A 21,448-nucleotide genomic window follows, 5' to 3' on the forward strand; every position below is an offset into this window, starting at 1 on the left:
ATTAATAAAAGGCTTTATTGTCTATTTTTACTACTCCTAACTAAAATCAAAAAAAATGGCATCAGTAACATTACAAGGAAACGAATTTCATACCTCAGGTAATTTACCTACAGTTGGAGCAGAAGCTCCTGATTTTGCATTAACTGCAACAGATTTATCAACAAAAACATTAGCCGATTTTAAAGGTTCAAAAGTAGTCTTAAACATTTTCCCAAGTATAGATACAGGAACCTGTGCTACTTCAGTTCGTACATTTAATAAAGAAGCAAGCGAATTAGAAAATACAAAAGTAGTTTGTATTTCACATGATTTACCATTTGCACAAGCACGTTTTTGTGGCGCAGAAGGTTTAGACAATGTTGTAAATCTTTCAGATTATAAAAATGGAAGCTTCGGAAAGTCTTACGGATTAGATTTCGTTAACGGTCCATTAGAAACCTTACATTCGCGTGCAGTTGTTGTAATCGATGAAAACGGAACCGTAAAATATACGGAACAAGTTTCTGAAATCGTAGACGAACCAAATTATAAAGGAGCTTTAGAAGCATTACTAGATGATTAAATTCATTAAAGGAAGAATAAAAGGAGTCGGATATGCGTTTAAAGGCGCATATCTGCTCATTACCACAGAAGCCAGCGTGAAAGCACAATTCTTCATTGGCGTGTTGGTGACTATTGCTGGTTTTTATTTTGAAATTTCCAAAACCGAATGGATTGTTCAAATCCTTATTATCGGACTTATTATGAGTTTGGAAGGATTAAACACCGCTATTGAAGAAATTGCTGATTTCATTCATCCTGAACATCATAAAAAAATAGGCTTAATTAAAGATTTAGCTGCTGGTGCTGTATTTATATTTGCCGTAGCTGCCGTTATCATTGGTTGTTTTATATACATTCCAAAATTCATTTAAAGCTTAAACTTATTGATAATAACTACACTAGTTGTTGTGATAATTTATAAATCATTACAATTCTTAATTCCAAACACCATAAATTCTTACTATCTTGTTTTCATTATTAACTTTAAAAACTTTAATCATGAAAAAACAGAATTTAAAAAGTTTAGATCTAAACAAGAAGTCAATTTCTAATTTAGAAAATGCATTAAAAGGAGGAGCAATTGAGACGTATAAAGAATGTCCGCTTGCAACTGGCTGTGTTGGTCCACCACATCCAACATGTGGAATTGTATATACATGTACAGAAGGAAACAATATGTAAAATTTAAAGCAAGCTTACTGAGTATATACTTAATTAAGAAAAATGAGTCGGGTATGTGTTTAAAAGACGTATATCCGGCTTCTTATTATAAAAACATTACTATTATTTTTTTTCTTACCTTGTTGTATAATTTAACCAAAAACTTAGTATTATGAAAAAAAGAGGTATTAAAAATTTAAGCTTAAACAAAAAGTCAATTTCTATTCTTGACAATCTTGTAAAAGGTGGAGCAGAACCTATTGAAAGTAAAATAGGTTGTGCGAACACAGGTTGTGTTGGCGAGCCAAAACATACTTGCGGTATCATAAATTGTGACCTACAAGGTGATGGTGGTGATATGTAAAAATTAGGCGGGAGAAATCCCGCTTTTTTCTTTTCTTTGTAAAAGGTATATATTGTGTGAAAATTTCATCTGAATGAAAACCTTTATACCATTACTCTTTCTATTTTCCCTTGTTTCGTGTTCCTCTTCTAAAAATCAGCATAACTTAAACGTTGTATATATAACGAAACAAATGTTTTATTCTCAATCAAATCATAATGATGATAGAAAAACAAGTTTCTTGATCAAATCAAAAGGTTTAAAACAGAAAAATTTTGACTTTACGAGCTTCAATCTTCTATACTTCATGGGGGAAATTAGGAGAAAAAGAGCGATTGCTGATACGGGTTTTAGTAGTTTACTTGAAAACTCAAAAGTTCTCAAAAGTATAGAATTTATAACGGACAGCAATACAATATATGCATACTATTGGAATGAATCGTCTAGCTATTCTTATAAAAGCAAAGGTTTTGAAAGCAGTATCAAATCAGAGGAAATAAAGGATATTAATCCAGGTTTTAATACCATAAAAGAAAAAATAGACAATGGTAAAATTGAAGAAACTTTAAATTTTTTGAAAGAAATTAACTTCTCTCATAGGAGCATCACATACATACTTTCAAGTTATACTTTTAAAGGAAATAAAATAGTAAAAACTGCATTCTCTATCTATTAAAAAAAACTTGACTTTCTTCCTAAAATTAAATAGAATTCAAAACAAAACTCATTTTACATTGCAACTTCACTCCTATTCGTTACAAAAGCTTGTATTTACTGAAAAAACTTTTCGCATAAAGATTAATTTTAAATATCTTGCAGGTTAAGCGTAATTTGTATTTTTGCAGTAAATAGCAATTCCTGAATGGCAAAGAAAAAACCCGTAAAGAAAACCAGCAAAACTCCTAGAGTCCCGAAATTCAAAAAACCTGATTTTACACTAACCAGACAACATAAAATTGTTTTGGGAAGTTTGCTCATGTTATTTGCAATAGCACTTTTCATTGCTTTTATATCCTTCTTCTTTACTTGGAAAATGGATCAAAGTGAATTAGGGCAACTCGATCGAATTTCCGAAACACAAAATTGGATGCAGAAATTTGGTGCAAACATCAGTCATTTCTTTATCTATAAAGGATTTGGAATTGCTTCTATAATTTTCTCCGTACTGCTGTTTCGTTCAGGGTTAAATCTATTTTTAAGTTCTCAAAAAAAACTATTCAACAATTGGTTTTGGGGATGTATCATTGTAATATGGGTTTCAATCTTTTCAGGTTTCTTTTTCTCCTCTTTGCCTTTACTTGGAGGAACAATAGGTTATGAAATTAATTCCTTTTTGCAAGATTATATTGGTGGAATCGGGATTGGATTGCTCTTATTATTTGGTGCTATCACGTATGCTGTTGTACGTTTAAAGCTTACGCCAGAAAATGTAACGGAATATTTCAAGAAGAAATCAGAAGCTATTAAAGAAGATTTCGCAACAGATGAAACAATTCCTGAACCAACGTTAAACGTAGACGAAACAACAGCTACAACAACACCTGAAAACGCTACCATTGAAGAAGCAACAGGCAAAAAAACGGAAGTTGAAAAATCTGATTTTGAATTATCGATTGAAAATTTACAACCCACCATCAAAAATCATTCTGATAGAGAAAAAGAAGCAACAAAACCACAAAAGTTAGATACTTCATTTGAAGTAGAAATTCCTCCAGAAGAAGAAACAGAGATTGAAGTGGAAAAAATATTGGAAGAGAAAACTGTCACCGAAAATCTGTCGGATAAACTCGTGAAAGAACACGGCGAATTTGACCCAAAACTAGAACTTGGCAACTTTCGTTTTCCAACCATTGAACTCCTAAAAGATTATACCAACGGAAGTTCTATTACGATCAATCAGGAAGAACTCGAAGAAAATAAAAACCAAATTGTCACAACGCTTCGCAATTATAAAATAGAAATTGCAAGCATCAAAGCAACGGTTGGACCAACAGTAACTTTATACGAAATCATTCCGGAAGCTGGTGTGCGAATCTCTAAAATTAAAAACTTAGAAGATGATATTGCGCTTTCATTAGCAGCATTAGGTATTCGTATCATTGCGCCAATGCCAGGAAAAGGTACTATTGGAATTGAAGTGCCAAATAAAAAACCTGCAATTGTTTCGATGCGCTCTGCAATTGCTTCCAAGAAATTTCAAGAGGCAGAAATGCAATTGCCTATTGCGTTTGGAAAAACGATTAGCAATGAAACTTTAGTGGTCGATTTAGCCAAAATGCCACACTTATTAATGGCTGGAGCAACTGGACAAGGAAAATCAGTTGGACTGAATTGTATTCTAACTTCATTACTTTACAAAAAACATCCGGCTGAGGTAAAATTTGTATTGGTCGATCCGAAAAAAGTAGAATTAACATTATTCAACAAAATAGAACGTCATTACTTAGCAAAACTTCCCGATTCTGAAGAAGCAATTATTACCGACAATTCAAAAGTGATTAACACATTGAATTCGCTTTGTATTGAAATGGACAACCGATATGATATGCTGAAAAATGCATTGTGTCGTAACATTGTAGAATACAACGCGAAGTTTAAAGCACGAAAACTAAATCCGAATGACGGACATAAGTTTTTACCTTACATTGTATTAGTTGTGGATGAATTTGCAGATCTGATCATGACGGCAGGAAAAGAAGTAGAAACACCAATTGCGCGTTTGGCACAATTAGCACGTGCCATCGGGATTCACTTAATCATTGCAACACAACGTCCTTCTGTAAATGTAATTACAGGAATGATCAAAGCGAATTTCCCAGCCAGAGTCGCGTTTCGTGTAATGTCGAAAATAGATTCACGTACGATTTTAGACAATTCTGGAGCCGATCAATTAATTGGTCGCGGTGATATGTTATACACGCAAGGAAACGATTTAATTCGGATTCAATGTGCGTTTGTAGACACTCCAGAAGTAGAAAAAATCACCGATTTTATAGGCGCGCAAAAAGCATATCCTGACGCACATATATTGCCAGAATATGTTGGTGAAGAAAGTGGCATAAGTCTTGATATAGACATTTCCGACAGAGATAAACTATTCCGGCAAGCTGCGGAAGTCATCGTTATTGCACAGCAAGGTTCAGCATCGTTATTGCAACGAAAATTGAAACTTGGATACAACAGAGCAGGACGTATCATAGATCAGTTAGAAGCAGCGGGAATTGTAGGTCAATTTGAAGGAAGCAAAGCACGACAAGTGTTGGTTCCAGATATTTTAGCTTTAGAACAATTATTAGAAAATGAAAAAAATGAATAAGATGAGAAAGTTAGTTTTAGTATTGGTATTGGGCGTATTTGCATTGAATGTAAATGCACAAGATAGCGATAAAGCAAAAAAACTATTAGAGGAAGTTTCTACCAAAGTGAACAGTTACAGAAACATTCAAATAGAATTCAAATATGAGCTTAACAACAAGGAAGCGAATACCAAACAAGAATCTAAAGGAAATGTTTCGCTTGAAGGCGACAAATATTTGCTAAACTTCTTAGGGTTCACCAAAATATACGATACAAAAAAAGTATATACGATTGTCCCTGCAAATGAAGAAGTAACAATTTCGGATGTGGAAGAAGACGAAAACGGCTTGTCTCCATCACAAATGCTCACATTCTACAAAAATGGATACACCTACGCTTGGGATATTTTACAAAATGTGCGTGGTCGAAAAATTCAATACATCAAATTGACGCCAACTGATTCTGAATCAGATATTAAGAGTGTATTACTCGGAATTGATGTAAAAACAAAACACATCTACAACTTAATTGAAACAGGGAAAAACGGAACAAATACAACATTAACTGTTAATTCTTTTAAAACTAATCAGCCTTTATCAAAAACCTTATTTATATTTGACGAATCGAAATACGAGGATTATTACATTGATAAAAACGATTAGTCTGCTTGAAAATATTAGATAGATATATACTAAAGAGTTACCTCTTTACTTTCCTTACTGTGTTTGTAATATTTATGTTCATATTTATATTACAAACCGTTTGGCTTTTTATAGGTGAACTCGCTGGAAAAGGCCTAGATGCTGGAATTATTTTAAAATTCCTTCTCTACACAGCGCCAAAACTAATTCCGTTAGTATTACCGCTTAGTATTTTAGTTTCTTCTATTATGACTTTTGGTCGATTTGCAGAAAGCTATGAGTTTGCTGCTATGAAATCAACAGGAATTTCGTTACAACGCGCCATGCGAAGTCTTATCGTATTTATTGTATTGCTTGGTATTGGAACGTTTTTCTTTAGCAACAATGTCATTCCGTGGTCAGAATTTAAACAATACAACTTACGTAAAAACTTAGCAAAGAAAAAACCTGCATTAGCCATTGGCGAAGGTGTTTTTAATGATATCGGAAACATCAATATCAAAGTAGATAGAAAATACGGCGATAACGATCAACTATTAGAAAAGGTAATCATTCACCAAAAATCAAACGATAAGAAGAATCGCATTGTAATGAAATCTAAAAACGGGGAACTAAAAAGTAGCCCAGATTCAGATATCTTGCAAATGGTTTTGTTCGATGGAAATCGATATGAAGATGTAAAAGCTGATCAGCCTGCTGACCAATTGCGCATGCAACACGCCAAAGTTTCGTTCGACAAATACATCATGAATGTTGACTTGCGCGAAGTAAACAAAGTCGATTTTGACGATGAAAGCAACAGTACATACAAAATGTTTAATGTACAGCAGTTGCGAGATACCATCGCTTCTTTTGAACGCAAATACGATCAGGTAAAAGTTGGATTTGGTGATAATATGTACAAACGTACTGGAATTATCATCATAGAAAAAGATACAACCAACCAAGTGCAGCAAGATTCTATTGCTGTCATGGGTGATATGCTAAATATTCTTTCACTCAAAAATAAAAAACGCGCCTTAGACATTTCTATCACAAGCATCAAAGGTCGCCGTACCACGCTTGAAAATACTCAAAATCGTTTTGAGCGCATGGAAAAAAAGATCAATCATCAAAAAATATACATGCACGACAAATTTGCGGTAGCAATTGCGTGTATCATACTATTCTTTGTAGGCGCACCCTTAGGAGCAATTATTCGTAAAGGTGGAATTGGCTTACCAATGGTCATTGCAATTTGTTTATTCTTGGCCTATCATTTCATAGGAATCTTTGGAAAAAACAGTGCGGAAGACGGAAGTATTCCTCCGTGGCTCGGCACCTGGCTTTCTACGATGATCATGTTGCCATTAAGTATTTACTTTACTAGAAGAGCAACATCTGATCAAGGATTATTTTCATTCTCGCTCAAAGGATTCTTTGTAAAAACTTTAGATGATGAAGAAGATGTTCCTGAAGAATTGGCTGTGATTACTGATACAGATAGAGGAAGTACCGAAAAATTTACAGCATTGAGCGATACGCAATTAATGGATGTTGTCAAAAATTACCGTCAATACAGTTACTCAGAAGGTGAACGCAGTTTGGCAATTGGCATGTTGAGTGATCGTGGAATTACGGAACAACGTTTGAAAGTATTGGGCGTTTTTGAAAACAAACAATACAATCGAGCACAAGAAGCGTATGAACGCTTTAAAAGAAATTCAAAAAAAGCCTTTTTATATTATATTCCTGTTCTAATACTAAGCATAGTTTTACCAGTACTAAACAACAATGTAGAAATGCCTATTTGGATACTTTTAGGATTGTTAGTTATTGATATTGTTTGCTTCTGTTTATTTTTCTATTACTTTATACGATCCTTCTTTAACTTCCAATCATTACATGATGCATTAGATCAAAAACTTGATGTTGCTGGTATCATAGCATTTCTAGTAATAGGACTACCAGTCTATTTTTTAATATACTTCTACACATTACGAAACGCTAAAGAAAAGATGAGTCAGTTGAATTAAATTCAATAGTCTCTAACGATACTCAAATCAATCTTTACTATCTTTTAATAGATCTTTTTTAATAAGAATGATTATTTTTGTGACCAAATCATACAGAAAGACATGACCGCAACTACGAAAGTGAAAACCCAAACACAACTAGATAGCATCCACGCAGCCATTGAAGACATCCGCAAAGGAAAAGTGATCATTGTGGTAGATGATGAAAATCGTGAAAATGAAGGTGATTTTTTAGCTGCAGCTGAAAAAGTAACGCCAGAAATGATCAACTTTATGGCTACACACGGACGCGGATTGATTTGTACACCATTGACCGAAAATCGTTGTAAAGAATTGCAACTCGGTATGATGGTAAGCAACAATACGGATCCGATGGAAACGGCTTTCACAATTTCAGTAGATTTAAAAGGAAATGGCGTTACGACTGGAATCTCTGCGGCTGATCGTTCAAAAACAGTACAAGCTCTAATAGATCCGAATACCAGACCGTTTGATTTGGCGCGTCCGGGACATATTTTTCCATTAAAAGCAAAAGAAGGTGGCGTGTTGCGTAGAACAGGACACACAGAAGCTGCGATTGATTTTGCACGTTTAGCAGGATTACAACCTGCAGGTGTGATTGTGGAAATCATGAATGAAGACGGAACGATGGCACGTTTGCCACAACTCCTAAAAGTAGCAAAGACCTTCGATTTAAAAATTGTTTCAATTGAAGATTTAGTTGCCTACCGAATGGAGCACGATTCATTAATTGAAAAGAAAGAAGATTTTAATATACAAACACGTTTCGGTGATTTCCGTATGCGTGCGTATTTACAAACGACAAACAATCAAGTACACATAGCGTTAACAAAAGGAAGTTGGTCTGCTGACGAACCTGTATTAACACGTATCAATTCTACCTTAGTAAACGATGATATTTTAGGAACACTGACCAAAAATGTTAACAAAAAGCTAGATGACATGTTTAGTTTGATCAATGAAGAAGAAAAAGGCGCTATCATATTTATCAATCAAGATAGTAGTTCGCTGAACTTATTACGACGTATTAAAGAATTGAAAGCGTTACAAAACGACGGCGAATACAAAGCTCCAAGAATTAAAATGGATGCTAAAGATTTTGGAATTGGCGCACAAATTCTACACGACATCAACATTAGTAAAATAAAATTAGTCACAAATACACATCAAGAAAAACGTGTCGGAATGATCGGTTATGGTTTGGAGATTGTGGAGTATGTATCTTATTAGACTCGCTTCGCTTTTGGATTGTTAGATTCGCTGCGCTTTTAGAACGCTTCGCTTTTAGACTTGTTCCTGTGTAGGTGGAAACCTCTTGGTTCTTTGTTCTAAAAGAAAATACTTTTAAATTTTACATTTAGCATTTAACATTTATAATTTCTATGCGCTTCGCTTCTTACAACGATTTCTATAAAATATTTTATAAATACATACCAATTAAAAAATCCAGAAAACACTGTGTTCTCTGGATTTTTTGCTTGTATTAACATACAACATTTGTAATTTTATCATTCTCCGTAATAGGTGGAATTGTCCCAGTCCCAGGCCCTACAGTAAACACACAGGTAATATTTTCTGGTCTTGTATTGCATGCTTGCCAAGAGAGACAAAAGTTTGCACCTGTTAAATCACATAGAACTCCTGTTGCAGGATTTGGAAGTGATACATCTCCTCCAGAAATAGCGTTTTCTTGTATTCTAGAAATTGACTTCTTGTTTAATCGTAGTTTTTTCAAATTTCTTTTTTTCATGATATATTAGTTTTTGTTTGGTTACAAAGTAATATTATGAAACATAAATAAGAAAAAACATAAAATTTGTGCAATCAGTATTTTAAAGCGTGTAAATAGAAATAAACTGAATTTCTTGAATACGTAGCACAGCTAGCAAAAGATACTTTTTTATTTGTAATTACAAATTATTTGATCGCTTCCAAAATCACTTCGCGCATCTTTGCTCCTCTTGCTTTTACTTCTTCTGCTGTCCAAGACATTTTGATGAGACATGAAACATTTCGCGCTATGTAATGATCAGACTGATCAAAGGTTTTTGTATCTAAATACTGCATGCCTTCTTTGACTTCCGCCGAAATTGGATATAAACTTTTTAAGTTTTTTAAATGTTCCCATCTACGAATGTAATGCCAATTGTTATCAAAGTAATGAAAACAGACATCTATTCCGTTTGCTTTAAAACCTGCCATTACGTTGCGAGCAATGTCTAAATTGGGTAAGAAGAAATTCAAGAATGCACAACTTTCCACGCCACCTTCAGGAACGGTTCTAAAAACCACTTCTGGAATGTCTGCTAATGCTTCTCTAAGGATGGTGTAATGTTTCTTTTGAATGCTTAAAAACTCCGGCAAACGGCGCACTTGTGCCAAACCAACTGCAGCATTCAATTCTGAGATTCTAAAGTTGTAGCCTAAAAACGGATGCGTTTCCGCGCCTCTATCGTTCCCAACATGATCGTGTCCGTGATCGCTGTAATGATCTGCATTTGTAGAATAGTCTTTATTATTTGTAATGATCGCGCCGCCTTCGCCACAAGTCATTGTTTTTACAAAGTCAAACGAAAAACAACCAACATCACCAATGGTTCCGAGTGCTTTTCCGTTGTACGTTCCGCCAATTGCTTGACAAGCGTCTTCGACTAGAATTAAATTATGTTCGTCACATATTGCTTTAATTTCACCCAAATTTGCCATACTTCCGCACATGTGCACAGGCATGATCGCTTTTGTTTTTGGTGTAATTGCGTTGCGAATAGCTTTAGGATCTAACGTAAGTGTATCATCAATATCAACCAATACTGGAACTGCGCCTAACATCATAATGGCTTCAAAACTTGCTACAAACGTAAATGTTGGCATGATTACCTCATCGCCTGCTCCAATTCCTGTAATGGCTAGCGCCACAGAAACTGCTGCCGTACCACTTGATAGTAATTGCGCATGATTCACGTCAAACTGCGCTTCTAAAGCACGTTCCAACTCTTTTGCTTTCCAATGTCCGTTACGCATTCCATCAAACCCGTAACGCATTAATACGCCGTTATCTAATACATCATGTACTTCCTTACGTTCGGCATCACTAAATAATTCAAATCCTGGCATAGTATGTTTTTAGTCAATAAAAAATCATTTTCTTGTTCTTTTCTTTGTTTCCCCACATTTCGACTCAGCTCAATGTTCTATTTCAAAACAAAAGAAAATTAAAAAACCTCTTTTCTACTTGCAAAAGTATAGAAAAGAGGTTGTATTTTAAGTGTATCTTATTAATAGTTTTCTAATATATTCTCAAGAAACTTGTAGTGTCTTGATGTGTCTCGCATCATATTATAAGCAGAAATATTATTAATTTCTTTTCCTTTATAATCTACCGCTACAATATTTGGGTACGAACCTTTTTTATTATATTTCGATGCAAGTTTTATATTTTTTTTTCGTTGTTCCTCTGTAATGATATCAATACGTCTCGGCATATCTGCCATGACCAACACAAAGTTTTTTGCTTCTTCCTTGAATCTTTCTGTATAGAAAAAATCTTTTTTCAGCATTTTACATGGTGGACACCAATCGCTTCCTGTAAAATAGATTAAGATTGGTTTGTTTGTTTTTTTGGAAATTTTCTTAGCTTTATCAAAATCAGTCAACCAATTTAGTTTTACTTCTTCTTGTGCTAGTGCAGAAAATCCAATAAACAGTACGGCTAAAAACAGTAACTTTTTCATGTGTATAGTGTGTTAAGGCGATAAACAAATATATATGTTTCTTCCTTTAAAACAACAATCTTGCCAAAATATTACAATTCCAAGATACTTTCTGCAATGGTCTTTCGTACTTTTTTGAAATCGGCAAACATATCATCTTCGGCTCTGTACCCAACTGGCAATACTAATACCGAAGAAATTCCATGTGCTTCTAAGCCTAAAACCTCATCATATTTTTCAGGTACAAAACCTTCCATTGGACATGCATCTATACGTTCAACGCCACAAACTGTTAGTAAATTACCCATTGCAATATAGGCTTGCTTTGCTGCCCAAGTGTCGAGATCTTCTTGGGTTTTATCTTTAAAAGAATTAATCATGAATTCTTTAAACGGCGCAATAATTTCGTCTGGTGTGTTACGGATGGTTTTTACACGATCAAAATACGATTCAATATAAGCGGTATCAATTGTGTTTTCAATACATAACACCAATACGTGTGAAGCATCAGCTACTTGACGTTGATTCCATGAATGTGGGACTAATTGTTCTTGTAGCTCTTTATTATTAATAACCACTAAGCGCAACGGTTGTAATCCGTACGAAGTTGCTGTTAAATTGAAAGCTTCTTTTAGTGTATCTACTTGTTCGGTGGTTAGAAAACGATTTGCATCAAATTTTTTCGTTGCATATCGCCATGCTAAGCTATCTAGTATTTGCATATAGTCTATCTTTGAGTTCTAATATTTTATATCGCACAAAAATAAGCAATACATAAAAGGAAAAGTGGTGCTTTCCTATAAATTAAACCAATTGCTTTATAAAGAATGTTAGTACATTATACTTTTTTAATAAAAACTTAAAATATAAAACTCACTATCAGCTTCTTATTTTCATTTTCTTTGCATGCCCAAAGAAAACGAAACAAAAGAAAAGGCACTTTCTCTGGCAGGTATTTTTAGTTTTCTCTCCGGAAAACTAAAACCGAAAAGTTTTTGCTAAATTTTCTCCAAGGCTTCGAAAATTTTTAACGCAAAACCTTTTCTATACTTCATAGAAAGACCAAAGTGAATGAAAACCATTTCATTTATGCTAAGTTAAGGGTTAATAAATTACATATCGCATGAACGCAGCAATACAAACCCGCATTGAAAACTCAGAAACTCGCATTTTTAAAGCGGTGTTTCCCAATACAACAAATCATTACGACACCTTGTTTGGTGGCACAGCTTTACAACTCATGGACGAAGCATCGTTTATTTGTGCTACCCGATTTAGCCGAAAGAAAGTTGTCACCGTTTCCACAGATAAAATTGACTTCACAGAACCTATTCCGCAAGGAACTTTAATTGAATTGGTAGCACGTGTTATAAAAGTTGGAAATACCAGTTGTGTGGTAGAAGTAACCATTTTTAGAGAAAGAATGTATGAAGAAGGACGAAAAAAAGCCGTCACAGGATTTTTTACTTTTGTTGCTATTGACGACCATAAGAATCCTGTAAAAATAATAGACTCAATTAGTTAAAGCATTATTTCATTACCAAGCACAATCGTTTGTGTAGATGAAACTAAAAAAGTATCAAAAAAACCTTATAATTTGTTTCTAGAATTAAAAAAGGTTTCTATATTTGCATCCGCATTCAGGGAATACCTGATGAGACACTCAAGGAGAAATGGCAGAGTGGTCGAATGCACTAGTCTTGAAAACTAGCGACTGTCACAGGTCCGGGGGTTCGAATCCCTCTTTCTCCGCTAAAACCCTTGTAAGTCATTGATTTACAGGGGTTTATTTTTTAGGGTGTAAAAAAAGGTGTAAGTATACACGTTTTTATTTCCACTTTTTTGCTTTGTACACCTCATTATTGTTATCGTATAAGTATTGCTATTTTTTAAGCTAAATTTTCAATCAGAAATTCTAAAGATTTGATTTGATAATCTTCTTTTTGATAGTCATTCGTTTTACTGAACTTTCTCAATAGGTCATAAAGCTCATTTGTGAGAATGAAAAAGTATAATCCGTTTTTGATGTTTTTTTCAATTTCAAAATCACGTTTGTACTTTTCCAGTTCGGACTTTTTTTGCTTCAATTCTTTTAGTAAAACTTTGTTTACTTCTTTTTGATTTGTCATATACGATAATTTAATGTTACATAATTAAAACAAATATAACATCATGATGTTATATAAAAAAAATATGAATTAACATTTATATACTACTATTTGAATTTTATGTAGCTTTGAAATGCTAAATAGTAGATTTTATGTTAAGAATTAAAGAAATTGCAAAAAGTAAGAATATAAGCTTGGAACAATTAGCAGCTACTCTAAAGATTAATAGAGTAACATTGAGTAGAAATATAAACGGAAACCCAACCGTTGAAACCTTATCGAAAATAGCCAACGTGCTTGACGTTGAAATTAGCGAATTGTTTAGTTCTGCAAAAGATAATACAAAGCTTCACGGCTTTGTTGAATATCAAAATGAAGTGTATCGTATTAACTCAAAAAAGGATTTGGAAAACTTGCTTGATGTTGTGAATACATCAACAGAATAATACTTAACTAACGCATATTACTTTTTAACTATATAGTGCAAATGTGGAATTCCGTAAAAACATGTCATAGAATATATTTAGTATTGTTGTTCAAATAATAAATTATGGAAAACAAAAATACAAGTACTATATGGTATGTAATCGGAGTTATTTTAATAGCTATCTCTTTATACTTTTTTGTAGATTCTTATGGGTATACACTTAAAGAAAGTAAGGACTTTTTAAACAATGTAAGTTATGAGGGAATGAATAAGAAATTTGTAGAAGGGGATGCTTATAATTACATAATCGCAGGAACATACTCCACAACAATGATGCTTAGGTCTGTGGTTTTTGCTATAATTGGATGCACTTTTTTATTATTATCTAAAACTAAATAACTATGAAAAAAAATACATTCTTAATATTGTTGCTATTGCTGACTTTTTCATGCAATTCAGATGATAAAAAAAATATTGAAAAAATACATAATTTAATAAGTCAAAACAAAATTGATTCTGCCCTTATTGTTATTAAGGCTGAGAAAAAAATTAAACATGATGCTGTTTTATCAAAATTTGTGAAAGATAAACGTAAAGATATTAATGAGTTGATAAGGTTGAAACATAAAGCTGCTAAGTCATACGAAAATATAGAGAATTCAATAATAAAATCAAGGTCGATAGAATTCGTAAAAGAAATAATGACCAGTTTATCTGATTCTGATTTTAAAAAACTAAAAAAAGGAGATTTAAAAACTATATTTTTAAAACCACAAAAATTGAATGATAACTTTATTGGTTTAATGAGTTCAGAAGCTCATAATAGAGATTCTTTTGTAAAAGAAATAGCAGAAGAAGCAAGCAAAAAAGAAGCTTTTTTAGAGAGTCGTAGAAAATTTTTAGAGGATTCTCGTAAAGAGGAAATTCAAAAAAACACCAGAAAAGACAATGTGGAAAAACAGTTTAACAAGCGAGATGGTTCTCATATAAAACTCACTAAATTCATAAAAGAAAATATGCACGACCCTAGTAGTTATGAACATATAGAAACTAAATATAAAGACAATAAAAATTATATATTTGTAACAACAAAATACAGGGGTAAAAATGCTTTTGGAGCAAAAGTGATAACTACTACTTCTATAAATACAGATATAGATGGGAATATTATTAAAGTATTAAAATAAACAACACACCGAAGACCACCTTTCGACGGTCTTTTTTTTATTGACAGGCTAAAATGCATTGATTAAAAAATTAAAATTCGATTATTTTATTGCAATTCCGTATCTATAAATTCCTTTAATAAATATTTTAAATCAATAGGCATTGAATAGCCTGTTAAGCATTCGCCTGTGTCGGTGTTTATCCAATCGGTTGCGCTTGGTGCAAACTCCCATAGTTTATAATCTTCAACCAGTCTTATATTGGCTTCGTTTGGCATCGGTAAGCTCTCCAATAAGATTGCACACGTTCTAAGTGTCTTTTTTCTTTTGCTACATCAATAAGGCTCAAAATCATTGCGCGTGAAATGGTTTTTCGTTTGGCTCTATTATGTAGTGATTCATTGCCTATCATTTCCGTGCCGTTGCCCGCTATTGTTAGAGGATGAGGTGTTTCGCCCTTATTGGCTGTCACGCTTTGTGCTAATGTATAAAACTCAATACTTAGCTCTCATCTTCACTGTTTGATTGTACAACTTTGCCAGTTCATAAATTTCATTGACAATTTCCTGATACGTTGCTGTTTCTCCTAAAATCATATAAGCTTTTAAACGTGAAACCAAGGCGCGATACATAGCAGCACCATCGGTACGCAATGAATAAAAACTTACTATCGGATTCTCCGCTACCTCCTTGATTCTTGCCAAATATCGATCGTTAAAAGTACTATTGACTGTTTTCAGTTCGGAAATCCATGTTGCAATTGGCACCAAGTTTAAGGCAGCACTAAGCGTAACTTCGGTTTCCCATTCAGCAAGCATGCTATCAATCACAGCGGTTTCTGATTGGTAATTCATGCGTGGAATATTAGTGCCATAACTATGGAGGTTGTGCAGTAACTTTTTAGCGGCATTCTTTATCACAACATCGGAATGATAAGTACATCCTTCCAGGATAAGCTTCGCTCCTCTCAACACATTGCCCCTTTTGGTATCTAAATCCAATAACTCTTGGGTTATTTCATTCCGTTGATCTTGCTCAAAAACGGTTTCCATTTGATGTGTGATACTTGCCAACACATTCAGTTGTGTCGTTAACTGTAAAGTCGCAACATCATATCTATTGACCAATTCTAATACATCTTTCATGTATTGTAAAAATTCGCTATTTCGGTAGCGTCCTAACATAGGTTCTTTCATACCAACCCCTTTTTAACATATTCGTATTATTTTACTATTTTTAACCAGTTTTATTAAAATATTCTTAATAAAACTAAAGACGGATTAAATTTACACTACTGCAAATAGCTTCCGTCTTTAGACGGATCGTATTTACAATCACATAAATGACTTCCATTTTCAAATGGATCATACTTACATCTGTGTAAATGCTTCCATCTTTAAACGGATCAAATTTACAGCTATGTAAATAGCTTCCATCTTCAAATGGATTATACTTACAGTTATGCAAATGACTTCCATTAACAATCAGAAACTATTTGTTCCGCTATTTAGTACTATGAAATTCTAAAATTTTAAGGGAAATTCCAAGTATAAATGTATAAGCGTGAAATATTTTGTGTAAGCGTTGTGTTTTTGGAAATTCGGTTGGCGAAAATACTTTTACATTTTACATTTAGCGCTTTACATTTGATATTTATAATTTCTTGGATGTTTGGGCTTCGAGTGCCTGAGTCTGAGGTTCTCGAAAACTCAGTTGCAAGCCCTCGGTATTCAGTATTGGAGTCTGAGCCGAGCCGAAGACTCCGTGTTCACAAAACCAAATATAACAGCCTGTTACCCAACTTCTACATCCTAATGAGTACGGTTTTTCCATAGAATATTAAACACAGCTTTTCATACATTGGTTCACTAATTAAAACTTCACATTATGAGAAATAAGAATATGAAAAGCTTAGCGCTTCGTAAAAAAGTTATTAGCAACATAAATCCTGTTAGATTAAAAGGTGGAAGAGCATTACCTACAACTCTACAATCTACGGTAGTATTTACTGGATGTGTTTGTGAAAAAAGTTAAGTATCAAACCATGTTATAGTAATGAAAGTGAACTTCGGTTCGCTTTTTTTTATACCTATTTTTCTTATTCTGAATCATGTAAATAGCTACTAAATCACTTCTCAAACCCAACTTCACACAATTATTTTAAAAATCCAATGCAAATCAAATGTTTTTACCTATTTTTAAAAAGCCGAATTTATCAATCAATACATGTCTAACAATCCTCTAAATCATATACTTGAAAAATCAAGCCTCTATATGATTGTATTAAATACGAAAGGTATCATTGCCCAGCTCAACAAACGCTTTGATAATTCCTTTCAATCTGATACTCTGTATATTGGCAAACCATTACAGAACTTTGTATTGGATAAATATGAAGCTATACTCAAAGAAATCATTAACAAAGTAGCTTCGGGTGAAACCATCTTAAAACAACATTTAAAATTTCCCACAAACACTTCAAAAGGCATCTTAACCTTACGGCTCGATTTTTATTTAGAAGACACACACATTTATGCCGTTGGAACTGATGTTACACAAGACGATAAGGAACGTCAAGCGCTAGAAGCCATTTCAGCATTGGGAAAAATAGCCGCTTGGTATTACAATCCGATCACGGAAGAACTCTTCTGGTCGCGTGAATGTTATAAAATGCATGGCATTGATCCTAATGATACCGATAGAGATGAAAAAGGATTCTACAATTATGCAGAAGAAATTCAAGAACGCGCCAAAAAATACTTATACGAATTACTCGAAACCAAACAACGGTACGACTATATAGAAACCGTGACAAAGCAAGGTGCTAAAACATACTTGCGTATTGCTGCCGAACCTGTATTACATAACAATAAAATCATATTTGTCAACGGAACGGTTGCCGATGTTACGGAACGACAAGAATATATAGAACAACTAAAAGAGAGTGAAGAAACAAAGCGTTTGGCATTAAAAGGAATTCGTTCCGGATTGTTTGATCATATGATTGAAACTAATATGGTGTATTACAGTCCGTCGTTTCGAAGAATGTTAGGATTGCCCCTAAAAGAAGAGTTTCTTCCAGAAGAAGAATTTCGAAAAATGATTCATCCAGAAGATGTTGAAGCGGCATTGACGCGTCATTTAGAAAATCTTGAAAAAGAAGACGCATACTATTTTAACTATTACAGATTGCGCCATTTAGATGGAGAATACCTTCATTATGAGGTTTATGGTTACTGCAAAAAAGATGCAAACGGACATACAACACGAATGATTGGTAATTTAATCAACGTAAACGAACGCAAAAAAAGCGAACAAACCGTGCTTAGAAATCAACGTCACTTGCAAGCCATTATTAACAATGGATTTGTCTATACGTTTTTGCTTGACGCGAATGGAAACATATTAATGACCGATGAAGCTTCTGCTAAAATCATCGTAAAAGATTTTAATATAAATCCAAACAAAGTGTCAGTCCGTTTTATGGATATATTGCCGCTCAACTTTAAAAACACTTATGCCGATTCGTTCAATGAAGCACTCAAAGGACACATTTCTCGCAAAGAAGTTGAACGTGTAACGAGCCAAGGACATTCGCAATGGCTGGAAGTAAAATATACACCTATTACAGATGATACTGGAAGTGTGACGGCTGTATTAATCAGTTCTTTGGATATTACAGAGCAAAAAATGGCAGAAATTGCGATCAAAGAAGCACACTTAAAAGAACAAGAACTCAATAGCTTTAAAACAAATATTCTAGCAAACTTTAGTCATGAAATAAGAACACCTTTAAATGGAATTATGGCAATTAGCCAATTACTTATTACAGAAGAAGATGCGGAAGAACGCAATAAGCTGTTAGCGTATTTAGATGAAAGCAAAGACCGCTTGCTAGAAACCGTTACGAATTTATCCAACTTTAGCGAAATAGAAGCGATTAAAACGAATTTAAATCTCACAAAATGTGATCTCAACTTTACAGTAGAAAGTTCGTTCCGAGAATACGATCATTTAGCAGAAGTAAAAGCATTAGACTATAAATTAATCCTAGATAAAAGCTCACCAAAAGTAGCCATAGACGAACAACTATTTAGAACAGCTTTCAACAATATCGTTCACAATGCGATCAAATACACACAAGAAGGTACCATTACGGTTTCTATTGCTACAGATGAAACACGTACAAATGCACTCATCTCTGTAAAAGATACAGGTATTGGAATGGAAGCTGCAAATCTCACAAAAATCTTTGATCCGTTTGTACAAGAAAGTATTGGCATGAGCCGAAAATATGAAGGTACTGGTATTGGACTTAGCTTGTCCAAGCGTTACATTGAAATTTTAAATGGTAGCATTGAGGTCAACAGTGAGCTAGCCAAAGGATCAGAATTCATTATAAAACTTCCCCTTTACTCGTGAATATTCTGTACGTAGAAGATAACAAAATCAACGCGATGGTAATGGACAAGATGCTTTCCAAAGAAAATTCGCAAGTAACCATTGCTAAAAACGGTTTGGAAGCCTTAGAAATTGTCAAAAAAGAAATCCCCGATTTGATATTGCTAGATATCAATCTTGGTAAAAACCAAATGGACGGTTGCGAAGTCCTCAAAAAACTTCAAGACCTAGAAATTGCAAAAAGCACACCTGTATTTGCAGTAACTGCGTACGCAATGCCCAACGATGAACATCGTTTCAAAAACATAGGGTTTGATCAATACTTTTCAAAACCTGTAAACTTCACTAAATTACTCACAGAAATCAAAAAATTGAAAATTTAACACACATAATGCACTCATTTACAAGTGCAATAGTGTTTTTTACGGTAAAACCGTACTCAATTTCGAATGGTTCTTTCTAATTTCAACTTTTAAATGTATACCTACTATAAAAAAGCTATTTCTACACTTAAATATGTTGAAATGTAAAGAGGTACACAAAGCACTGACTGTACGAAGTACATAAGTTGTTAATCACAAACCATATTTAGTATTAACTTATAAATCACATATCATGAAAAAAAAGAATCTAAAAAATTTAAGCATCAATAAATCAAAGATTTCAAACTTAAACAAAGAAGACATTGTCGCTGGTTTAGCTATCTTAACGTACTACTACCAACAATGTGGTACTGGACCGCAAACAATAGCGTGTACAGGAGGAGTACTGTGTACATATAATTCTGTACAACGTTGTAAAACAAACGAAGTAGATTACGCTACGCGTCCAATCTGCTAAGAAGACATCCATAAAATTTACCAGATAAAAGAGCGAACTATAAAAAGTTCGCTCTTTTTTTATGCCAATATCTCTGAATGTATAAATAAAGATCCTTATTTGGGTGAAATCTGAAAAGTGTTTGATATCTTTAGAATTCATCATAAAAACGAATAAGATTATGAAAACAAAACAATTAAAAACATTGAAACTTCAAAAATGCGCAATTGCAAACCTTACTGTACAAAAATTAGCTGGTGGTGCTTTTGTCACAAAAGATGTAGCTGTACACACGTGCCATGGAGAAACTTGTGGCATCTGTGATGAAACAGAAAGGCATTGTACTGACAATTAAAAAACTCCATATTCTAAAGTGGATTTCATCCTCAAAATAGATTGAGGTTCTCGAAATCCACTTTAGACTTTAAGATGATAAGCGATCCAACATTTCGATAGCTATGCTAGGTATTTTCTATCAAAATACATTTTGATCTCAATAATGCTCAATGTGACACATTTTAATTCTAAAACGAAAAGTTAAGTGTTGGAAGTTATTGTATTTACTCATACTTCAAATATAGCCCGTTATACCTTTATTCCCCATATTTTAAAATCCTTACATCTACTAAAGTGATTTTATTTCAAAGATTTTTTAAGCATTACTTTCAGCGTTGATTTAATGCCTAAGATGGCATGTAAAATACATAAATCGCTAAAAATAAAACCAATACGATTCTGTAGCTGATAAAAAAGGGGAAAATTCCCCTTATAATAATAAATACTACTTTTACAGACATTTTAAAATTATGCTTTAATGAAGAAAACATTACTCCTAATTGTATTTGCTATTTCGTTAGTTAACTATGCAAAAGCTCAAAACGCAACCATAATAAACCCAAACGGTGGGGAAATTTTTTACAGTTGTGAAGAGCAGTTGATTAGTTGGAATTCTTCTGGGGTAAGTTCAGACCTTTGGAATATAGATTACTCTTTAGATGGAGGAACTATATGGAGTTCCATAGCGAGTAATTACTTATCTGCCGACAATACGTTTCTATGGACTATTCCTTTTGTGGAATCAGAAGATGTATTGGTTAGAGTAACCAATGCTTTAGATACGAATGCATCAGACACTAGTGATGCTTTTTTTAGTATACGAATACCTATTAAACTTAGCTCTGCAAATGGCGGAGAAACACTATTTGGAAATACCTCACATAATATTACTTGGAATGCCTCAGGTACTTCAAATCGCTATACGATTCAGTATCGTGTTTCCGAAACAGGATCATGGCTT

26 protein-coding genes and 1 tRNA gene are annotated in these 21,448 nt (G+C 33.6%); 20 read left to right on the forward strand and 7 right to left on the reverse strand.

Annotation, left to right across the window (positions count from 1 at the left end; genetic code table 11):
* Window positions 1–55: 55 nt before the first annotated feature.
* From tpx to ribB, 9 genes are all read left to right on the forward strand, one after another.
* Window positions 56–562 carry a thiol peroxidase gene (gene tpx / locus H2O64_RS21200; protein ID WP_187564243.1) on the forward strand — a complete coding sequence of 169 codons (507 nt, stop codon included), beginning with the start codon at window positions 56–58 and terminating at the stop codon, window positions 560–562.
* Window positions 555–914, forward strand: a complete 360-nt coding sequence (locus tag H2O64_RS21205) for a diacylglycerol kinase (protein ID WP_187564244.1) — start codon at window positions 555–557, stop codon at window positions 912–914. The genes tpx and H2O64_RS21205 overlap by 8 nt, the downstream gene beginning before the upstream one ends.
* Window positions 915–1,041: 127 nt before the next feature.
* Window positions 1,042–1,224 (forward strand): hypothetical protein, encoded by a 183-nt coding sequence (locus H2O64_RS21210; protein ID WP_187564245.1) that lies wholly within the window; start codon window positions 1,042–1,044, stop codon window positions 1,222–1,224.
* A 151-nt stretch (window positions 1,225–1,375) separates the two neighbouring features.
* Window positions 1,376–1,567 (forward strand): hypothetical protein, encoded by a 192-nt coding sequence (locus H2O64_RS21215; protein WP_187564246.1) that lies wholly within the window; start codon window positions 1,376–1,378, stop codon window positions 1,565–1,567.
* Window positions 1,568–1,640: 73 nt separating this feature from the next.
* A complete protein-coding gene (locus H2O64_RS21220; protein ID WP_187564247.1) occupies window positions 1,641–2,222 on the forward strand; it encodes a hypothetical protein in 582 nt (193 codons plus the stop codon).
* 186 nt (window positions 2,223–2,408) lie between these two features.
* Entirely contained in the window at window positions 2,409–4,862 is a 2,454-nt protein-coding gene (locus H2O64_RS21225) for an FtsK/SpoIIIE family DNA translocase (protein ID WP_187564248.1), read from the forward strand.
* Between the two features lies 1 nt (window position 4,863).
* A complete protein-coding gene (locus H2O64_RS21230) occupies window positions 4,864–5,505 on the forward strand; it encodes a LolA family protein (protein WP_235982986.1) in 642 nt (213 codons plus the stop codon).
* Window positions 5,506–5,579: 74 nt separating this feature from the next.
* A complete protein-coding gene (locus tag H2O64_RS21235; RefSeq protein WP_235982987.1) occupies window positions 5,580–7,499 on the forward strand; it encodes an LptF/LptG family permease in 1,920 nt (639 codons plus the stop codon).
* A 102-nt stretch (window positions 7,500–7,601) separates the two neighbouring features.
* A complete protein-coding gene (gene ribB / locus H2O64_RS21240; protein ID WP_187564251.1) occupies window positions 7,602–8,750 on the forward strand; it encodes a 3,4-dihydroxy-2-butanone-4-phosphate synthase in 1,149 nt (382 codons plus the stop codon).
* 253 nt (window positions 8,751–9,003) lie between these two features.
* Here ribB and H2O64_RS21245 read toward each other — a convergent pair whose 3' ends face one another.
* From H2O64_RS21245 to H2O64_RS21260, 4 genes are all read right to left on the reverse strand, one after another.
* Entirely contained in the window at window positions 9,004–9,270 is a 267-nt protein-coding gene (locus H2O64_RS21245; protein WP_187564252.1) for a hypothetical protein, read from the reverse strand.
* Window positions 9,271–9,437: 167 nt separating this feature from the next.
* A complete protein-coding gene (locus H2O64_RS21250) occupies window positions 9,438–10,634 on the reverse strand; it encodes a DegT/DnrJ/EryC1/StrS family aminotransferase (RefSeq protein ID WP_187564253.1) in 1,197 nt (398 codons plus the stop codon).
* A gap of 161 nt (window positions 10,635–10,795) precedes the next feature.
* A complete protein-coding gene (locus H2O64_RS21255) occupies window positions 10,796–11,251 on the reverse strand; it encodes a thioredoxin family protein (RefSeq protein ID WP_187564254.1) in 456 nt (151 codons plus the stop codon).
* A 71-nt stretch (window positions 11,252–11,322) separates the two neighbouring features.
* Entirely contained in the window at window positions 11,323–11,952 is a 630-nt protein-coding gene (locus H2O64_RS21260; RefSeq protein WP_187564255.1) for an NAD(P)H-dependent oxidoreductase, read from the reverse strand.
* A 401-nt stretch (window positions 11,953–12,353) separates the two neighbouring features.
* Between H2O64_RS21260 and H2O64_RS21265 the strand changes: the two genes are divergently transcribed.
* Both H2O64_RS21265 and H2O64_RS21270 read left to right on the forward strand, forming a co-directional pair.
* Complete coding sequence (locus H2O64_RS21265) at window positions 12,354–12,755, forward strand: acyl-CoA thioesterase (RefSeq protein WP_187564256.1); 402 nt, start codon at window positions 12,354–12,356, stop codon at window positions 12,753–12,755.
* Between the two features lie 142 nt (window positions 12,756–12,897).
* Window positions 12,898–12,982: transfer RNA gene (locus H2O64_RS21270), tRNA-Ser, on the forward strand.
* 137 nt (window positions 12,983–13,119) lie between these two features.
* Here the strand turns inward: H2O64_RS21270 and H2O64_RS21275 are convergent.
* Window positions 13,120–13,359, reverse strand: coding sequence for a hypothetical protein (locus H2O64_RS21275; RefSeq protein WP_187564257.1), 240 nt, complete (start codon window positions 13,357–13,359; stop codon window positions 13,120–13,122).
* 131 nt (window positions 13,360–13,490) lie between these two features.
* Here H2O64_RS21275 and H2O64_RS21280 point away from each other — a divergent pair, with 131 nt between their 5' ends.
* From H2O64_RS21280 to H2O64_RS21290, 3 genes are all read left to right on the forward strand, one after another.
* On the forward strand, window positions 13,491–13,784 hold the full coding sequence (locus tag H2O64_RS21280) for a helix-turn-helix domain-containing protein (RefSeq protein WP_187564258.1): 294 nt from the start codon (window positions 13,491–13,493) through the stop codon (window positions 13,782–13,784).
* 104 nt (window positions 13,785–13,888) lie between these two features.
* The gene (locus H2O64_RS21285; protein ID WP_187564259.1) at window positions 13,889–14,164 is read left to right on the forward strand and encodes a hypothetical protein; all 276 of its coding nucleotides are present in this window, start codon (window positions 13,889–13,891) and stop codon (window positions 14,162–14,164) included.
* A gap of 2 nt (window positions 14,165–14,166) precedes the next feature.
* Window positions 14,167–14,952: a hypothetical protein gene (locus H2O64_RS21290; protein WP_187564260.1), complete on the forward strand. Its 786-nt coding sequence runs from the start codon at window positions 14,167–14,169 to the stop codon at window positions 14,950–14,952.
* A gap of 86 nt (window positions 14,953–15,038) precedes the next feature.
* Here the strand turns inward: H2O64_RS21290 and H2O64_RS21295 are convergent, their stop codons facing one another.
* Both H2O64_RS21295 and H2O64_RS21300 read right to left on the reverse strand, forming a co-directional pair.
* Window positions 15,039–15,209, reverse strand: coding sequence for a hypothetical protein (locus H2O64_RS21295; RefSeq protein ID WP_187564261.1), 171 nt, complete (start codon window positions 15,207–15,209; stop codon window positions 15,039–15,041).
* A gap of 216 nt (window positions 15,210–15,425) precedes the next feature.
* The gene (locus H2O64_RS21300) at window positions 15,426–16,127 is read right to left on the reverse strand and encodes a DUF6261 family protein (RefSeq protein WP_187564262.1); all 702 of its coding nucleotides are present in this window, start codon (window positions 16,125–16,127) and stop codon (window positions 15,426–15,428) included.
* A gap of 691 nt (window positions 16,128–16,818) precedes the next feature.
* Here H2O64_RS21300 and H2O64_RS21305 point away from each other — a divergent pair.
* From H2O64_RS21305 to H2O64_RS21330, 6 genes are all read left to right on the forward strand, one after another.
* The gene (locus H2O64_RS21305) at window positions 16,819–16,965 is read left to right on the forward strand and encodes a hypothetical protein (RefSeq protein ID WP_187564263.1); all 147 of its coding nucleotides are present in this window, start codon (window positions 16,819–16,821) and stop codon (window positions 16,963–16,965) included.
* Window positions 16,966–17,205: 240 nt separating this feature from the next.
* On the forward strand, window positions 17,206–19,353 hold the full coding sequence (locus H2O64_RS21310; RefSeq protein ID WP_187564264.1) for a PAS domain-containing sensor histidine kinase: 2,148 nt from the start codon (window positions 17,206–17,208) through the stop codon (window positions 19,351–19,353).
* A complete protein-coding gene (locus H2O64_RS21315) occupies window positions 19,350–19,715 on the forward strand; it encodes a response regulator (RefSeq protein ID WP_187564265.1) in 366 nt (121 codons plus the stop codon). Before H2O64_RS21310 ends, H2O64_RS21315 begins: the two co-directional genes overlap by 4 nt.
* 232 nt (window positions 19,716–19,947) lie before the next feature.
* Window positions 19,948–20,172, forward strand: a complete 225-nt coding sequence (locus H2O64_RS21320; RefSeq protein WP_187564266.1) for a hypothetical protein — start codon at window positions 19,948–19,950, stop codon at window positions 20,170–20,172.
* Window positions 20,173–20,332: 160 nt separating this feature from the next.
* The gene (locus tag H2O64_RS21325; RefSeq protein ID WP_187564267.1) at window positions 20,333–20,506 is read left to right on the forward strand and encodes a hypothetical protein; all 174 of its coding nucleotides are present in this window, start codon (window positions 20,333–20,335) and stop codon (window positions 20,504–20,506) included.
* A gap of 459 nt (window positions 20,507–20,965) precedes the next feature.
* Window positions 20,966–21,448 (forward strand): hypothetical protein (locus H2O64_RS21330; RefSeq protein ID WP_215907203.1); only part of this gene is annotated, 483 nt, incomplete at its 3' end.

The organism is Kordia aestuariivivens (assembly GCF_014397005.1).
GTDB classification, from domain to species: Bacteria; Bacteroidota; Bacteroidia; order Flavobacteriales; family Flavobacteriaceae; genus Kordia; species Kordia aestuariivivens.

Coding starts and splice junctions, on each gene's coding strand:
- H2O64_RS21320 (WP_187564266.1), top strand. CDS start 19,948: ATGAAAAAAAAGAATCTAAAAAATTTAAGCATCAATAAATCAAAGATT.
- H2O64_RS21250 (WP_187564253.1), bottom strand. CDS start 10,634: ATGCCAGGATTTGAATTATTTAGTGATGCCGAACGTAAGGAAGTACAT.
- H2O64_RS21280 (WP_187564258.1), top strand. CDS start 13,491: ATGTTAAGAATTAAAGAAATTGCAAAAAGTAAGAATATAAGCTTGGAA.
- H2O64_RS21295 (WP_187564261.1), bottom strand. CDS start 15,209: ATGCCAAACGAAGCCAATATAAGACTGGTTGAAGATTATAAACTATGG.
- H2O64_RS21260 (WP_187564255.1), bottom strand. CDS start 11,952: ATGCAAATACTAGATAGCTTAGCATGGCGATATGCAACGAAAAAATTT.
- ribB (WP_187564251.1), top strand. CDS start 7,602: ATGACCGCAACTACGAAAGTGAAAACCCAAACACAACTAGATAGCATC.
- H2O64_RS21210 (WP_187564245.1), top strand. CDS start 1,042: ATGAAAAAACAGAATTTAAAAAGTTTAGATCTAAACAAGAAGTCAATT.
- H2O64_RS21275 (WP_187564257.1), bottom strand. CDS start 13,359: ATGACAAATCAAAAAGAAGTAAACAAAGTTTTACTAAAAGAATTGAAG.
- H2O64_RS21325 (WP_187564267.1), top strand. CDS start 20,333: ATGAAAACAAAACAATTAAAAACATTGAAACTTCAAAAATGCGCAATT.
- H2O64_RS21245 (WP_187564252.1), bottom strand. CDS start 9,270: ATGAAAAAAAGAAATTTGAAAAAACTACGATTAAACAAGAAGTCAATT.
- H2O64_RS21300 (WP_187564262.1), bottom strand. CDS start 16,127: ATGAAAGAACCTATGTTAGGACGCTACCGAAATAGCGAATTTTTACAA.
- H2O64_RS21215 (WP_187564246.1), top strand. CDS start 1,376: ATGAAAAAAAGAGGTATTAAAAATTTAAGCTTAAACAAAAAGTCAATT.
- H2O64_RS21205 (WP_187564244.1), top strand. CDS start 555: ATGATTAAATTCATTAAAGGAAGAATAAAAGGAGTCGGATATGCGTTT.
- H2O64_RS21220 (WP_187564247.1), top strand. CDS start 1,641: ATGAAAACCTTTATACCATTACTCTTTCTATTTTCCCTTGTTTCGTGT.
- H2O64_RS21225 (WP_187564248.1), top strand. CDS start 2,409: ATGGCAAAGAAAAAACCCGTAAAGAAAACCAGCAAAACTCCTAGAGTC.
- H2O64_RS21305 (WP_187564263.1), top strand. CDS start 16,819: ATGAGAAATAAGAATATGAAAAGCTTAGCGCTTCGTAAAAAAGTTATT.
- H2O64_RS21290 (WP_187564260.1), top strand. CDS start 14,167: ATGAAAAAAAATACATTCTTAATATTGTTGCTATTGCTGACTTTTTCA.
- H2O64_RS21255 (WP_187564254.1), bottom strand. CDS start 11,251: ATGAAAAAGTTACTGTTTTTAGCCGTACTGTTTATTGGATTTTCTGCA.
- H2O64_RS21310 (WP_187564264.1), top strand. CDS start 17,206: ATGATTGTATTAAATACGAAAGGTATCATTGCCCAGCTCAACAAACGC.
- H2O64_RS21265 (WP_187564256.1), top strand. CDS start 12,354: ATGAACGCAGCAATACAAACCCGCATTGAAAACTCAGAAACTCGCATT.
- tpx (WP_187564243.1), top strand. CDS start 56: ATGGCATCAGTAACATTACAAGGAAACGAATTTCATACCTCAGGTAAT.
- H2O64_RS21235 (WP_235982987.1), top strand. CDS start 5,580: ATGTTCATATTTATATTACAAACCGTTTGGCTTTTTATAGGTGAACTC.
- H2O64_RS21230 (WP_235982986.1), top strand. CDS start 4,864: ATGAGAAAGTTAGTTTTAGTATTGGTATTGGGCGTATTTGCATTGAAT.
- H2O64_RS21285 (WP_187564259.1), top strand. CDS start 13,889: ATGGAAAACAAAAATACAAGTACTATATGGTATGTAATCGGAGTTATT.